Raw genomic sequence first — 12,915 nt, forward strand, 5'->3', positions numbered from 1 at the left:
TTGAAATACCTCGTCTCCTTTCGTAATACGCTGAAAGTTTCTCGCTATCTGTTTCGGGCGCTGGCGCTCTTGCTTTGGCTGCTGGTGGCCTTGTTCTCGGTGTTTTACATCGTTAACGCGCTGCACCAGAAAGAAGCGGAGATCCGCCAGGAGTTTAATTTAAGCTCCGACCAGGCCCAGCGCTACATTCAGCGAACGTCTGACGTGATGAAGGAGCTGAAGTATATTGCCGAAAACCGCCTGACGGCGGAAAACGGTATCCTTGCGCTTCGCGGGCGTAATGACAAAACCGAAGTCCCGGACTTCCAGCCGCTGTTCCCGGACTCCGACTGCTCCACCATGAGCAATACCTGGCGCGGGTCGCTGGAATCGCTTGCCTGGTTTATGCGCTACTGGCGAGACAATTTCTCCGCCGCCTATGACCTCAACCGCGTATTCCTGATTGGCAGTGAAAATCTCTGCATGGCTGACTTTGGCCTGCGCGATGTGCCCGTTGAGCGTGATGACGCGCTGAAAAGCCTGCATGAGCGTATTGTGAAATATCGCAATGCGCCGCAGGACGAGCGCGGGAATAACATCTTCTGGGTGAGCCAGGGCCCGCGCGCGGGCGTGGGGTATTTCTACGCCCTGACGCCGGTTTATCTGGGCAATCGCCTGCAGGCGCTGCTGGGAATTGAGCAGACCATTCGCATGGAAAACTTCTTCACTCCAGGCAGCCTGCCAATGGGGGTGACCATTCTTGATGAAAATGGTCATCAGCTGATCTCGCTTGCCGGGCCCGATAACCGTTTAAACGTCGAACCGCACTGGATGCAGGAGCGGTCGTGGTTTGGCTATACCTCGGGTTTCCGCGAGCTGGTGCTGAAGAAGAGCCTGCCGCCTTCGTCGCTGAGTATCGTCTATTCGCTGCCGGTGGATATGGTGCTTGAGCGGATACGCATTCTTATCATGAATGCCATTCTGCTGAACCTGATCGCGGGTGGGGCGCTGTTCACCCTGGCGCGCATGTATGAGCGGAAAATCTTTATTCCTGCCGAAAGCGATGCTCAACGGTTGGAGGAACACGAGCAGTTTAACCGCAAGATCGTCGCGTCGGCACCGGTAGGGATCTGTATTCTGCGTACTCAGGACGGGACAAATATCCTGAGTAACGAACTGGCGCATAACTACCTGAACATGCTGACGCATGAGGACCGGCAAAGGCTGACGCAGATTATCTGCGGTCAGCAGGTTAACTTTGTCGACGTGCTCACCAGCACGCACACCAACCTGCAGATTAGCTTTGTCCATTCCCGCTATCGTAATGAAAACGTGGCGATTTGCGTGCTGGTGGACGTCTCCGCGCGCGTAAAAATGGAAGAGTCGTTGCAGGAGATGGCACAGGCCGCAGAGCAGGCGAGTCAGTCGAAATCCATGTTCCTTGCCACCGTCAGCCACGAGCTGCGCACGCCGCTGTATGGGATTATCGGTAACCTCGATCTGCTCCAGACGAAAGAATTGCCGAAAGGGGTCGACAGGCTGGTGACGGCGATGAACAACTCCTCCAGTCTGCTGCTGAAAATCATTAGCGATATTCTCGACTTCTCTAAAATTGAGTCTGAGCAGCTGAAAATCGAACCGCGGGAGTTCTCGCCGCGCGAGGTGATGAACCATATCAGCGCCAACTATCTGCCGCTGGTCGTGCGTAAACAGCTGGGGCTTTACTGCTTTATCGAACCGGACGTGCCGCTGACGCTGCACGGCGATCCGATGCGCCTGCAGCAGGTTATCTCTAACCTGCTCAGCAACGCCATAAAATTCACCGATGTTGGCTGTATCGTGTTGCACGTCTGCCGGGCGGGGGATTACCTGAGCATTCGCGTGCGCGACACGGGAGTGGGCATTCCGGCGAAGGAGGTGGTTCGTCTGTTCGACCCGTTCTTCCAGGTCGGTACCGGCGTGCAGCGTAACTTCCAGGGCACCGGCCTGGGGCTGGCGATTTGTGAGAAGCTTGTCAGCATGATGGACGGTGATATCTCGGTTGATACCGAGCCCGGCATGGGCAGCCAGTTCACCATCCGCATTCCGCTCTATTCGGCGCAGTATCCGGCGAAAGCGACGCTTGACGGGCTGAGTGATAAGCGCTGCTGGCTGGCGGTGCATAATGCTTCACTGAATGACTACCTGACGGCACTGCTCACCCACAGCGGTGTCAGGGTGTGCAGCTATGAAGGCCAAACGCCGGACGTGGACGATGTGCTGATTTCCGACGAGATGCTGGAACAGCCGTGGCAGGGGAGAGGAACGGTGCGCTTCTGTCGCCACCACATCGGCATTCCGGTTGAGCGCGAGCCGGGTGAATGGGTACACAGCGTTGCAACGCCGCACGAGCTGTTGAGCTTGCTGGCGCGCATCTACAAGGTGCAACTGGAAGAGAGCGACAGCGCCGGCGGATTGCCATCACCGGATTCTCTGGCGTCGGTGAATGACGATATGATGATTCTGGTGGTGGATGACCATCCGATTAACCGCCGCCTGCTGGCAGACCAGCTCGGATCGCTTGGCTATCAGTGCAAAACCGCTAATGACGGCGTGGATGCGCTGAATGTGCTGAGTAAAAATCACATTGATATCGTGCTTAGCGACGTCAACATGCCCAACATGGACGGTTACCGCCTGACGCAGCGCATCCGACAGCTTGGCCTGACGCTGCCGGTGGTGGGCGTAACGGCGAACGCGCTGGCGGAAGAGAAACAGCGCTGTCTGGAGTCAGGAATGGACAGCTGTCTGTCGAAACCGGTGACGCTGGACGTGCTGAAGCAGACATTGTCGATTTACGCAGATCGCGTGAGAAAAACCAGAATATAAAAAAGGCCCGCAAGGGCCTTTTTTATTTGCCCGGCGGCGCTGCGCTTGCGCGGGCCTACGGGTTCTGTAGGCCGGGTAAGCGCGAGCGCCACCCGGCATTTACAGTGGGGATCAATCCTTATCCGTTGCGCTCAGCGTAACGGAGGAGAGATAGTTCAGCAGAGCAATATCGTTGTCCACGCCCAGCTTCATCATCGCTGATTTCTTCTGGCTGCTGATGGTTTTAATACTGCGGTTCAGCTTCTTGGCAATTTCGGTGACCAGGAAACCTTCTGCGAACAGGCGCAGAACTTCGCTCTCTTTCGGCGACAGGCGTTTGTCACCGTAACCCCCCGCGCTGATTTTTTCCAGCAGGCGAGAGACGCTCTCAGGCGTGAACTTCTTGCCTTTCTGCAGCGCAGCAAGCGCTTTTGGCAGATCGGTCGGTGCGCCTTGTTTCAGCACAATCCCTTCGATATCCAGATCCAGCACGGCGCTCAGGATCGCCGGGTTGTTGTTCATGGTCAGAACAATGATCGAGATGTCCGGGAAGTGGCGTTTAATGTATTTGATGAGCGTGATCCCATCACCGTATTTGTCCCCAGGCATGGAGAGATCGGTAATGAGCACGTGTGCATCAAGCTTTGGGAGGTTATTGATCAGTGCTGTAGAGTCTTCAAATTCACCGACTACATTCACCCACTCGATCTGTTCAAGTGATTTGCGAATACCGAACAGTACAATCGGATGGTCATCGGCAATAATTACGTTCATATTGTTCATGTATAAGGCTACCTTGCTACAGCAAGCTTTTGACGTAGGCGTCAATGTCGCTGATGTATTTTTCAATGCCAGAGGCATCTTTCTCACGAATTAGATGTTCCAGCGTTTCACATAACTGCTTGCCGGGAACCAGATTAAGCATGGCAAACACCCCTTTAAGCCGGTGTGCTGTCTGTGCCAGCGCTGCAAAATCATTCGCAGCGGACTCAGTATACAACCGCTTAACATCATCTGGTACTGTATCAACAAAGAGTGAATAATATCCGCTGGCGTGAAGCTCGGCGTTTTCATTGCCGCCTAACGGTGATTCCGCTATCTCTTCCTGCGCCAGCTGCTCTTCTATTAGTTGTAGTACAGCTTCCTGCATCGCATTGCTTATATTAAAGTTGACGCGCAGCTGGCCAGGGCCGATTTTCCGCACGCCTGACTCATCATCGCTTAAAAGCAAGCCGGAGGCAGTAAGATTAGACGGATTATCAGTTAAAAACAGATCATATTCTTGACTTGCAAGCCTTTCATCCGGCGTGATGCAGGCCGCACCCCAGTTTTCTAACTGACGAACCACAATATTGCGGATCTCATTCGAGGTCACATCAACCATCACCACGACATCATCCAGCAGACGTTCTTCATCTTCTTCCTGTGGATTGGCGGGCATTTTGACGTGCAGAGAATAACGGGTGCCGAGTGATTCACGGGCTTTAATATTCAGATGACCGCCGAGCTTACGCGCCAGCTGATCGCACAGCCAGAACGTCAGCGCATTGGCCTTGCCGTAGCGATCGCTTTGCGTGTCATTCAGGAACGGGAAGTGCAGATTATCAATTTCACTCGTCGTTACCCCTTCCCCGGTGTCCAGAATGCGGAACGTCAGGCGATCTTCTGCCGACTCGTCCGTACTGACTTCGAGGGTGATCTTACCGATCTGCGTGGTGGTCACGGCATACTGAATAATCATCAACAGAATGCGACGCAGCGCTTCACGATCGCCGTGGCGTACGTCATTCGCGGACAAACGGTTATTGATCAGTAGCTGCAGCCCTTTACGCTTAATCACGGGCAGAACTTCCGGAACCACTTCGTCGATCAGATCCTGAATGGAGAAGAGGGTTGGCGTTCCCTTCCAGAAGTCATTCTCCAGCATGTTCGCCAGCTGGATCTCATCAACCATACGCACCAGCGAGTCGGCCTGGCAGGCAAGCTGGTGGCTTTCAGAGGTGTTTAGCGCCGCTGCCTGAGTCGCCAGCATTTTTAACGGCTGCTTGAAGGCATCGCCAATGTTTTGCATAAATGCGGCGCGCCCCTGCTGGTTTTTCTCATACAGCCTTTGCGCCTGCTTGAGCTTTTTATTCACCAGCACTTCGCGATCCTGATCGCGGATAATAAAGATTTGCGTACGCGAGGCCACCTGGCTGCGGAACTGACGGATCTCGTACAGCTCGTTATTAATCGTGGCTTGAATGACCCCCTGATGCTGATCCGCCATGGTGGTGATGTTCTGCAGGTTCAGATGCGGCAGCAGATGGTCAGCAATTTTGTTGCTCATCACCGTACGATTCGCTTCCTGATCGTGAACTAACACCCCGAGCGGCAGCACGGAAACAATCTCTTCATTCAGCGCACGCAATACGCGCAGCTCATTGCCGGTACCGGCCGGAACCGCAGAGGCGTCGCTCTGCCGTCCCGTCTGGAAGCGGAACGTGCTATAGCCAAACAGGGCCAGCGCAAGCAGGCCAATATTCAGCAGCAGAGGCAGCAGGATATTTTGCAGGGTATCGAGTAACAGCGTGCCAAACGGAACCTGCCACACCAGACGCATACCGGTCGAGTTGAGCGACGAGGCAATTTCGATTTTCGAACCGTTAAAGGAGATCGATACGCTCTCTGCGGCCTCTTTGTCAGGCGCCGAACGCATATTCTGGGTACTGCTGTCTGGCTCCAGACGGAAGCTGTCGAGCGGCATGTCCGGAGGAATTAAATCATTAATCGGTAAATCGAAGGCCACGACCGTTGCCAGATGCCCCGGCTGGTTAAAGGTGGTACGCAGGGTAAAGTAATGGCCATTTTGCCATGCCAGCCGGCGCAGTGATGAGAAGCTCTCACGTTCATCAAGGGCGTTGGCCTGCTGCAGCATCTCTGCCCGGCGGGAATCGACAATGCTACCCACGGTCGTCTCTTTAAATCCGGAAGAGAGATCTTTCAACGGCAGCGTTGAGATCAGGATCATGCTGTTGTCCTGACCGTTGAGATAGTACATCGACCACGGTACCGTTTCGGCACCCCAGAGGGTATCCAGATAGGTCGAAATGCGCTGGGTCATCTCAAGCGTCGCGCTGTCATGAGAGCCAAAGATAAGCGCCTCAGTCTTGCGCTGCGGTTTTTCGAGGTAATAGACATCCTGCTTAAGCCGCGTTTCCTGAAGCCCATCCCCGGATGAAGAGGCCGGTGCTGCCGCGATGTTGTCGTAAATCTGCCAGGTGGCGTAGCGCCAGGTATCTATGCGCTTGTGCACGGCGTGGGTGATATCAACGACCTGATAGCTCTTATCCTTCAGCCAGGCGTTAACCGCGCTCTGTACCATCACCCCCATTGTGACTAACAGCACAACGATCAAAAGAAGAAAGAAACGGGTGATGCTCCCGGGAAGGAGGGAGAATTTGCTCGGGGCGGTAGTTTCAGTCTGACTCATTGATATCTTTAACCCGTTATGGTCGTGCTCTGTGGCGATAGGGCAGTATAAAGGGTAATAACTGAATTTCCAGCGCCACTGTCCCGGAACAGGCGACTTTTTCAACCAACAATATCGGCGGCGAGGAGTGCAGTAAACATGTACAAACGCGCCCTGCGCGTACAGATATAACGCATTATCAGCCGATAAATAGCACGAATTAACAAGAAATTAAGTTTTGCATCAATCGCGTGCTTTCGGTGGCTACACGAAGAGAATTTAGTTAATAGTCGTTACAATTACGCTGCGGTAGCACAAAAAAAGAAAGATTACGTAAAGAAAGGTAAAAAAAAACCGAATGCGAAGCATCCGGTTGAATTAGGGATAAACAGACATTCAAAGCTGAATGACGGTAATAAATAAAGTTAATGATGATAGCGAGAGTTATTTTAGAGATTAGGGGCGATCTTGTTTTGTCATTCAGTGCTGTAACGTTTTTTATTGTAACTCATTGATATTAGTGTAATGTCATTTCTGTTTGATTATAAGTGCTAAATTCATAAGCTATTTGTGCTTTGTAAAAGTTCCTTGATGTTTACATTTTGAAACATGTTGATAGATAAATGAAACATCTTCAAAGTTTTCGTATCATATTCGCATTGGATTATTCTGTAATTTTGAGGAGAATGAAATTGCCGACTGGTTAATGAGGGTTAACCAGTAAGCAGTGGCAATTATAAGGCATATAACAGAGGGTTAATAAAATGAAAGTTAAAGTACTGTCCCTCCTGGTACCAGCACTCCTGGTGGCAGGCGCAGCAAATGCGGCCGAAATTTATAACAAAGATGGCAACAAATTAGATCTGTACGGCAAAGTCGATGGTCTGCACTATTTCTCTGACGACAAGAGTGCCGACGGCGACCAGACTTACATGCGTCTTGGCTTCAAAGGCGAAACTCAGGTTAACGATCAGCTGACCGGTTACGGCCAGTGGGAATACCAGATCCAGGGCAACACCTCTGAAAGCGACAACCAGGCCTGGACGCGTGTGGCGTTCGCGGGTCTGAAATTCGCTGAAGCGGGTTCTTTCGATTACGGTCGTAACTACGGTGTGATCTACGACGTAACCTCCTGGACCGACGTTCTGCCAGAATTTGGCGGCGATACCTACGGCGCAGACAACTTCCTGCAGTCCCGCGCTAACGGCGTGGCGACCTACCGTAACCAGGACTTCTTTGGTCTGGTCGATGGCCTGAACTTTGCTCTGCAGTATCAGGGCAAAAACGGCAGCGTAAGCGGCGAAAACGACACCGGTCGTAGCACCCTGAAACAGAACGGCGACGGCTACGGTGCGTCCCTGACCTATAACCTGGGCGAAGGCTTCAGCATCGGTGGTGCAATGTCTTCTTCTAAGCGTACTGCTGACCAGAACAACACCGCTAACCCGGCGCTGAAGGGTGAAGGCGACCACGCTGAAGTGTATACCGGTGGCCTGAAATACGACGCCAACAACATCTACCTGGCGGCGCAATACTCTCAGACCTACAACGCAACGCGTTTCGGCAACTCTCAGAGCAGCAGCGACATTTACGGTTTTGCTAACAAAGCGCAGAACTTCGAAGTGGTTGCTCAGTACCAGTTCGACTTCGGTCTGCGTCCATCCGTGGCTTACCTGCAGTCTAAAGGTAAGGACATCGAAGGTTACGGCGACCAGGATCTGCTGAAATATGTTGATGTGGGTGCGACTTACTACTTCAACAAAAATATGTCTACCTACGTGGATTACAAAATCAACCTGGTTGATGAAAATGAATTCACCCGTCAGGCGGGTATCGGTACTGACGATATCGTCGCGCTGGGCCTGGTTTACCAGTTCTAATCGCTTCACCGTATAGCACAGGGGCCTGACGGCCCCTTTTTTGTGTTTTTTTTAGGCCCTCACAATTCACCCGTTTTGGTGTACTCTTGCCGCCCTGGCATGAGGATAATAATGAATGGACATGACTTTTTTACGCGCCAGCTTTCTGGCAACCCTTTTTTTCCTGACCGCTTGTGACTCTTCCACGCCGGTGGCAACCCCCGATGCACCCGCCGCGACGGTGCTTGAAGGCAAAACGATGGGCACCTTCTGGCGCGTCAGCGTGATGAACCTTGATAAGACACGCGCAGATGAGCTTCGTGGCAAAATTCAGACGCAGCTGGACGCTGACGATCAGCTGCTGTCGACATATAAAAACGACTCGGCGCTGATGCGCTTTAATCTTTCAAGCACGACCTCCCTGTGGCCGGTGAGCGAGGCGATGGCCGATATCGTGACCGAGGCAATGCGCGTGGGCTACAAAACCAACGGTGCGATGGATGTGACCGTCGGCCCTCTGGTGAACCTCTGGGGATTTGGTCCCAACAAGCAGCCAGTTACCGCGCCCGATCAGGCGGCCATTGATGACGCTCGCGCCCGGACCGGGCTTCAGCATCTGACGGTGATCAATCAGTACGGGCAACAGTATCTGCAAAAAGATATTCCCGATCTGTTTGTCGATCTATCGACGGTAGGGGAAGGCTATGCGGCGGATCATCTGGCTGCGCTGATGGCGCAGGAGGGGATTTCGCGCTATCTGGTGTCCGTGGGCGGTGCGTTAGTCAGCCGGGGCATGAACGCCAGCGATAAACCGTGGCGCGTTGCGATTCAAAAGCCGACCGATCGGCAAAATGCCGTGCAGGCGATGGTGGATATCAACGGACATGGCATCAGCACCTCCGGGAGCTACCGTAACTATTACGAGCTCGACGGGAAACGTATTTCGCACGTTATTGACCCGCAGACCGGACGTCCGATCGAGCATAACCTGGTGTCGGTGACGGTGATTGCCCCCACCGCGCTGGAGGCGGATGCCTGGGATACCGGGCTTATGGTACTCGGTCCGGAGAAAGCGAAAGAGGTGGTGCGTCAGGAAGGGCTGGCGGTTTATATGATCGTTAAAGAGGGCGACGGGTTCAAAAGCTGGCATTCGCCGCAGTTCAACAGCTTCCTCGTGAGCGACAAAAATTAAAAAGCAAGGTTGCGGGTTTTTAATCAGTGGCACTCAGGCACGCTGTATATATGCTTATAAGAGGAGCCGATAATGAGAAACCCGACCTTAATGACCGATGAGGATCGCTGGCTGGCCGTGCTGGCCCGCGATCCGCGCGCTGACGCTCAGTTTGTCTTTGCCGTGCAGACGACGGGGATTTTCTGTCGCCCGTCGTGCCGTGCCCGTCACGCGCTGCGTAAAAATGTCCGCTTTTATCCTGATGCCCAGCATGCCGTTCAGGCAGGGTTTCGTCCGTGCAAGCGCTGCATGCCGGATAAACGCGATCCGCATGAGCAGAAGCTGGCAAAAGTGGAACACGCCTGCCGTCTTCTGGAGCAGGATCCTGCGTTAACCCTGGAGAAACTGGCGCAGCAGGTTGCCATGAGTCCTTTCCATTTCCACCGTCTGTTTAAGTCCGTAACCGGTATGACGCCAAAAGCCTGGCAGCAGGCTGCGCGGGGACAGCGCCTGCGCACCGCGCTTGCGCAGGGAGACAAAATTACCGATGCCGTGCTGGCGGCCGGGTTTCCTGACAGCAGTAGCTATTATCGCAAAGCTAGCGATGCGTTGGGCATGACGGCGAAGCAGTACCGTAAAGGTGATGCGGCCGTACGTTATGCCATCGATGACTGCTCGTTAGGACGCTGCCTGGTGGCGGAAAGCGAGCGGGGGATCTGCGCGATCCTGCTGGGTGACAACGACGCGGAATTAGCCGAGGAGCTTGCGACGGTATTTCCAAAAGCAGAGCACGCGCCGCTGGACGATGCTTTCGCGCGGCGGATCCATCAGGTGATTGCCAGTATTGATGACCGCGCGGTTCCGCTCGCGCTGCCGCTGGATATTCGCGGAACCGCGTTCCAGCAGCGGGTCTGGCAGGCCCTTCGCCACATCCCCTGCGGTGAAACGGCAAGTTACCAGCAGGTGGCGCAGGCGATTGGTCAACCCGGTGCGGTGCGCGCCGTTGCCGGCGCCTGTGCCGCAAACACGCTGGCGATTGTAATCCCCTGTCATCGCGTTGTTCGCAGCGACGGGGCGCTGTCAGGCTATCGATGGGGAACGGAGCGAAAAGCGCTATTACTGAAACGTGAGGCAAAACGCCAGGAGGGATAATGCTCGATCTTTTTGCGGATGCTGAACCCTGGCAGGAGCCGCTTGCGCCGGGGGCGGTTATCCTGCGCCGCTTTGCGCTCTCCCGTGCGGCGGCGCTGCTTGCCGGTATTGAAGAGGTGACGGCCGTTTCACCGTTTCGCCATATGGTGACGCCGGGCGGATACACCATGTCGGTGGCCATGGCCAACTGCGGCGAATTAGGTTGGGCGACAAACGCGCGGGGCTATCTGTATGCGCCGAACGATCCCACCACCGGCCAGCCGTGGCCCCCTATGCCTGCGGTTTTTCAGGCACTTTGTCACGATGCCGCGGTTGCGGCGGATTATGCCGACTTCCGTCCGGATGCCTGCCTGATTAACCGCTACGCCGTCGGCGCGAAGCTCTCTCTGCATCAGGACAAGGATGAGCCCGATCTGCGCGCGCCCATCGTTTCGGTATCGTTAGGTCTGCCCGCCGTTTTCCAGTTCGGCGGATTGCGCCGCAACGATCCGCTCAGGCGCATTATGCTGGAACATGGCGATGTGGTGGTGTGGGGCAGGGAGTCGCGGCTTTATTACCACGGCATTCAGCCGCTGAAGCCCGGGATTCACCCGCTCACGGGCGAGTACCGTTATAACCTGACCTTCCGTCAGGCGGGGTACAGTAAACTAAAATAAGAATTATTCTTGATGTCCGCGCAGGGCAGTTTACACTGCTGGCTGATTTTTATTGTCCGGATTGCCTGCATGCAACTACTTCTCCTTGTCTGGCGTCAGTATCGCTGGCCATTCATCGCCGTAATGGCGTTAAGCCTCGCCAGCGCCGCGCTGGGTATTGGCCTGATCGCGTTTATTAACGTGCGTTTGATTGAAATGGTCGATACTTCGCTCTCCGTATTGCCGGAATTTCTTGGCCTTCTCCTGCTGCTGATGGCGGTAACGCTCGGCTCTCAGCTGGCGCTGACCGCGCTCGGCCACCATTTCGTTTTCCGTTTGCGCAGCGAGTTTATCAAGCGGATTCTGGATACCCAGGTAGAACGCGTGGAACAACTCGGCAGTGCTTCTCTGCTGGCGGGGCTGACCAGCGATGTGCGCGCCATTACCATCGCGTTCGTTCGGCTGCCGGAGCTGGTTCAGGGGATCATTCTGACCTTTGGCTCTGCGGCCTATCTCGCCTGGCTCTCCAGCAAAATGCTGGCGGTGACCGCGCTGTGGATTGCGATCACCATCTGGGGCGGTTTTGTGCTGGTGTCCCGCGTCTATAAACACATGGCGGTACTGCGCGAAACCGAAGATAAGCTCTATAACGATTACCAGACGGTACTGGAAGGGCGCAAAGAGCTGACCCTGAACCGCGAGCGCGCCGAGTATATCTTTAACAACCTCTATATCCCGGACGCGCGCGAATACCGGCACCATATTATCCGTGCGGATACGTTCCACCTGAGCGCGGTAAACTGGTCAAATATCATGATGCTGGGAGCGATTGGCTTGGTATTCTGGATGGCGAACAGCCTGGGCTGGGCGGACACGAACGTCGCGGCAACTTATTCGCTGACGCTGCTGTTCTTGCGTACACCGCTGCTCTCGGCCGTCGGTGCCTTGCCGACTCTGCTAAGCGCGCAGGTGGCGTTCAATAAGCTCAAAAAATTCGATCTCGCGCCGTTTAAAGCCGAATTCCCGCGTCCGGAGACCTTCCCGAACTGGCAGACGCTGGAGCTGCGTAATGTCACGTTCCGCTATCAGGACAACGCATTCTCCGTGGGGCCAATCAATCTGACGATTCACCGCGGCGAACTACTGTTCCTGATTGGCGGCAACGGCAGTGGAAAATCGACCCTGGCGATGCTGCTCACCGGGCTTTATCAGCCGCAGTCTGGCGAAATTTTGCTGGATGGCAAGGCGCTGAGCGCAGAGAAGCCCGAGGATTATCGCAAGCTTTTCTCGGCGGTCTTCACCGACGTCTGGCTGTTCGATCGGCTGCTGGGGCCGGAAGGGCAACAGGCTAATCCTGCGCTGGTGGAGAAATGGCTGGCGCAGCTGCAGATGTCGCACAAGCTGGAGCTACAGGACGGGAAGATCCTCAACCTGAAGCTCTCCAAAGGGCAGAAAAAACGCGTGGCGCTGCTGCTGGCGCTGGCGGAAGAGCGTGACATCATTCTGCTGGACGAGTGGGCGGCCGATCAGGACCCGCATTTCCGCCGCGAATTTTATCAGGTGCTGCTGCCGCTGATGCAGGAGATGGGCAAAACCATTTTCGCCATCAGCCATGACGATCATTACTTTATTCATGCCGACCGTCTGCTGGAGATGCGCGACGGCAGGCTGAGCGAGCTGACCGGCGAAGAGCGCGATGCGGCATCTCGCGATGCGGTGGCGCGTACGGCCTGATGCCAATGTGCCGGGTGGCGGCTTCGCCTTACCTGGCCTACGTTTTTGTAGGCCCGTGCAAGCGTAGCGCCGCCGGGCACAATGATT

At 54.8% G+C, this 12,915-nt stretch carries 8 protein-coding genes; 6 read left to right on the forward strand and 2 right to left on the reverse strand.

Going from position 1 to position 12,915, the window contains the following annotated elements; genetic code table 11:
- Entirely contained in the window at positions 1 to 2,847 is a 2,847-nt protein-coding gene (gene rcsC / locus AC3WOK_RS08500) for a two-component system sensor histidine kinase RcsC (protein WP_063429099.1), read from the forward strand.
- Positions 2,848 to 2,958: 111 nt separating this feature from the next.
- On the opposite strand, the gene rcsB is transcribed toward rcsC, so the two are convergent.
- Both rcsB and rcsD read right to left on the reverse strand, forming a co-directional pair.
- Complete coding sequence (gene rcsB, locus AC3WOK_RS08505) at positions 2,959 to 3,609, reverse strand: response regulator transcription factor RcsB (RefSeq protein WP_003859405.1); 651 nt, start codon at positions 3,607 to 3,609, stop codon at positions 2,959 to 2,961.
- Positions 3,610 to 3,625: 16 nt separating this feature from the next.
- Positions 3,626 to 6,298, reverse strand: a complete 2,673-nt coding sequence (gene rcsD, locus AC3WOK_RS08510) for a phosphotransferase RcsD (RefSeq protein ID WP_492354324.1) — start codon at positions 6,296 to 6,298, stop codon at positions 3,626 to 3,628.
- Between the two features lie 743 nt (positions 6,299 to 7,041).
- Here rcsD and AC3WOK_RS08515 point away from each other — a divergent pair.
- The 5 genes from AC3WOK_RS08515 (at position 7,042) to AC3WOK_RS08535 (ending at position 12,828) form a co-directional block, all read left to right on the forward strand.
- Positions 7,042 to 8,157, forward strand: a complete 1,116-nt coding sequence (locus AC3WOK_RS08515; protein ID WP_059312821.1) for a porin OmpC — start codon at positions 7,042 to 7,044, stop codon at positions 8,155 to 8,157.
- Positions 8,158 to 8,272: 115 nt separating this feature from the next.
- Complete coding sequence (apbE, locus tag AC3WOK_RS08520; protein WP_492354325.1) at positions 8,273 to 9,328, forward strand: FAD:protein FMN transferase ApbE; 1,056 nt, start codon at positions 8,273 to 8,275, stop codon at positions 9,326 to 9,328.
- A 72-nt stretch (positions 9,329 to 9,400) separates the two neighbouring features.
- Positions 9,401 to 10,459: a bifunctional DNA-binding transcriptional regulator/O6-methylguanine-DNA methyltransferase Ada gene (gene ada / locus AC3WOK_RS08525; protein ID WP_492354326.1), complete on the forward strand. Its 1,059-nt coding sequence runs from the start codon at positions 9,401 to 9,403 to the stop codon at positions 10,457 to 10,459.
- Entirely contained in the window at positions 10,459 to 11,115 is a 657-nt protein-coding gene (gene alkB / locus AC3WOK_RS08530; protein ID WP_059312818.1) for a DNA oxidative demethylase AlkB, read from the forward strand. Before ada ends, alkB begins: the two co-directional genes overlap by 1 nt.
- A 69-nt stretch (positions 11,116 to 11,184) precedes the next feature.
- Entirely contained in the window at positions 11,185 to 12,828 is a 1,644-nt protein-coding gene (locus tag AC3WOK_RS08535; protein ID WP_059312901.1) for a multidrug ABC transporter permease/ATP-binding protein, read from the forward strand.
- The last annotated feature ends 87 nt before the right edge of the window (positions 12,829 to 12,915 follow it).

This window comes from Enterobacter sp. FW301-JW81 (assembly GCF_058788735.1).

Excerpts from the sequence above, each read along its gene's own strand:
- AC3WOK_RS08515 (WP_059312821.1), top strand. The coding sequence starts at position 7,042 with ATGAAAGTTAAAGTACTGTCCCTCCTGGTACCAGCACTCCTGGTGGCA.
- apbE (WP_492354325.1), top strand. The coding sequence starts at position 8,273 with ATGGACATGACTTTTTTACGCGCCAGCTTTCTGGCAACCCTTTTTTTC.
- alkB (WP_059312818.1), top strand. The coding sequence starts at position 10,459 with ATGCTCGATCTTTTTGCGGATGCTGAACCCTGGCAGGAGCCGCTTGCG.
- AC3WOK_RS08535 (WP_059312901.1), top strand. The coding sequence starts at position 11,185 with ATGCAACTACTTCTCCTTGTCTGGCGTCAGTATCGCTGGCCATTCATC.
- ada (WP_492354326.1), top strand. The coding sequence starts at position 9,401 with ATGAGAAACCCGACCTTAATGACCGATGAGGATCGCTGGCTGGCCGTG.
- rcsD (WP_492354324.1), bottom strand. The coding sequence starts at position 6,298 with ATGAGTCAGACTGAAACTACCGCCCCGAGCAAATTCTCCCTCCTTCCC.
- rcsB (WP_003859405.1), bottom strand. The coding sequence starts at position 3,609 with ATGAACAATATGAACGTAATTATTGCCGATGACCATCCGATTGTACTG.